This is a genomic window from Trebonia sp. (assembly GCF_030042015.1).
GTDB lineage: Bacteria > Actinomycetota > Actinomycetes > Streptosporangiales > Streptosporangiaceae > Trebonia.
The window spans coordinates 1-2,734 of record NZ_JASIAL010000317.1; the positions used below are offsets into that span (position 1 = coordinate 1).

Consider the following 2,734-nt stretch of genomic DNA (forward strand, 5'->3'; position numbering starts at 1 on the left):
TGGCCCACGTTCGGGACCCGGGAAGCGAGTTCGTGAGCGTGGACTTCCCGGCCCCCGGCGGCGTCGAGGTCAGCTGCTGGACCGGCCCGTAACCCCGGCGCGGGCGCTTAGGATCGCGGTGTGCTCAGGATCGGGCTTACGGGCGGGATCGGCGCCGGGAAGAGCGAGGTATCGGCTCGGCTGGCGGCGCAGGGCGCGGTAGTGATCGACGCGGACGCCATTGCCAGGGAAGTGGTCGAGCCGGGGACGGAAGGGCTCGCCGAGGTCGTCGAGGCGTTCGGGCCCGAGGTGCTGCTGCCGGACGGGAGACTGGACCGGCCGCGGCTGGGCGAGATCGTGTTCGGGGACCCGGAGCTTCGCGCCAAGCTCAACGCGATCGTGCACCCGAGGGTGGGCGCCCGCATGGCGGAGCTGGAAGGCGAGGCGGCGCCGGGGGCGATCGTCGTGCACGACGTACCCCTGATCGCCGAGGGTGGCCGCACCGATGCCTACGACCTGGTCGTGGTCGTCGATGCCCCGCCCCGGGTCCAGATCGACCGCCTGGTGCGGCGCCGCGGCATGACCCGTGAGCAGGCCAAGGCGCGGATGGCGGCTCAGGCCAGCCGGGAGCAGCGGCTGGCGATCGGCGACATCGTCGTCGACAACTCCGGCTCGCTGACCGAGCTCGACCGCCAGGTGGGCGACCTGTGGGCGGAATTGCGCCGGAGGGCGGACAGGGCGTGAGGGCCTCGGCCGCTCGGTAAGGGGCTGGCCGGGCGGGCGCGGCCGCGCCGGTGCTGGCCAGCGAGTCCGGCGGAATTGCGCTGGACACGCTGTGGTTCATTACTGATGACGCCGAGGGCGTGGTGCCGTACCCACGCGGATGGTGCCGTACCCACGCGGATGTCCGGCCGTCCGGCCCCAGTCAGAATGTCGGCGGGCCGGCCTACAGTGGGTCTGGTCGACCGGATGGCGTCTCGTTCAGGAAAGAAGGCGGAGCCATGCGTCCAGTGACCGACCTGCAGCGGCGCGTCGCGCCATTTGAGGTGGTTACCGACATGCAGCCCGCCGGCGACCAGCCAAGGGCGATCGCGCAGATGCAGGAACGGATCAGCGACGGGGCCAAGGACACCGTGCTGCTCGGTGCCACCGGCACCGGCAAGACCGCGACCGTCGCCTGGCTGGCGGAGAAGCTGCAGCGACCGGTGCTGGTCATGCTGCCGAACAAGACCCTGGCCGCCCAGTTCGCCAACGAGCTGCGCGAGATGCTGCCCAGGAACGCGGTCGAGTACTTCGTCTCCTACTACGACTACTACCAGCCGGAAGCGTACGTACCGCAGACCGACACCTACATCGAGAAGGACTCCTCGATCAACGACGAGGTCGAGCGGCTACGGCACTCCGCCACCAACTCGCTGCTCACCCGGCGGGACACGATCGTCGTGGCGTCCGTGTCCTGCATTTACGGCCTGGGCACCCCGCAGGAGTACGTGGACCGGATGCTCACGCTGCGGATCGGCGACGCCATGGACCGGGACGGCCTGCTCAGGCAGCTGGTCGGCATGCAGTACAACCGCAACGACCTGTCGTTCACCAGGGGCACCTTCCGGGTGCGCGGCGACACGATCGAGATCATCCCGCAGTACGAGGAGCTCGCCGTCCGGATCGAGATGTTCGGCGACGAGATCGAGCGGCTGTCCACGCTGCACCCGCTAACCGGCGAGGTGATCAGCGAGGACGACGAGCTGTACGTCTTCCCCGCCTCGCACTATGTGGCGGGCGAGCAGCGGATGGAGCGCGCCATCGCCGGCATCGAGGCCGAGCTGGCCGAGCGGCTCGCTGAGCTGGAACGGGGCGGCAAGCTGCTTGAGGCGCAGCGGCTGCGCATGCGCACCACGTACGACATCGAGATGATGCGCCAGGTGGGCAGCTGCTCCGGCATCGAGAACTACTCGCGGCACATCGACGGCCGCGAGGCGGGCAGCCCGCCGAACACGCTGCTCGACTACTTCCCCGAGGACTTCCTGCTGGTAATCGACGAGTCGCACGTCACGGTGCCGCAGATCGGCGCCATGTACGAAGGCGACGTGTCCCGCAAGCGGGTGCTGGTCGAGCACGGTTTCCGGCTGCCGAGCGCGATCGACAACAGGCCGTTGACGTGGGACGAGTTCTGCGACCGGATCGGCCAGACCCTCTACCTGTCGGCCACGCCCGGTCCGTATGAGCTGCGGCGCGTGAGCGGCGACGTGGTTGAGCAGGTGATCAGGCCGACAGGGCTGGTCGACCCGCAGGTGATCATCAAGCCGACCAGGGGGCAGATCGACGACCTGCTCGAGGAGATCAGGCAGCGGGCCGAGCGCGACGAGCGCGTGCTCGTCACCACGCTGACCAAGAAGATGGCCGAGGACCTCACCGACTACCTGCTCGAGAGCGGCGTCCGCGCCCGGTACCTGCACAGCGAGGTGGACACGCTGCGCCGGGTGGAGCTGCTGCGCGAGCTGCGGCTTGGCGAGTACGACGTCCTGGTAGGCATCAACCTGCTTCGCGAGGGCCTCGACCTGCCCGAGGTGTCGCTGGTGTCGATCCTGGATGCGGACAAGGAGGGCTTCCTGCGGTCCGGCACCTCGCTGATCCAGACGATCGGCCGCGCTGCCCGTAACGTGTCCGGCCAGGTGCACATGTACGCGGACAAGGTGACCCCGTCGATGCAGCGGGCGATCGACGAGACCAACCGGCGCCGGGCCAAGCAGATGGC

The 2,734-nt window shown here is 69.2% G+C and carries 2 protein-coding genes; both read left to right on the forward strand.

Annotation, left to right across the window (positions count from 1 at the left end; all coding sequences use genetic code 11):
- Positions 1–120 precede the first annotated feature (120 nt).
- Positions 121–723: a dephospho-CoA kinase gene (gene coaE / locus Q1N79_RS17025; protein WP_300610061.1), complete on the forward strand. Its 603-nt coding sequence runs from the start codon at positions 121–123 to the stop codon at positions 721–723.
- A 257-nt stretch (positions 724–980) separates the two neighbouring features.
- Positions 981–2,734, forward strand: a 1,754-nt coding sequence (gene uvrB / locus Q1N79_RS17030; RefSeq protein WP_300610062.1) for an excinuclease ABC subunit UvrB, incomplete at its 3' end; no start/stop codon positions are given.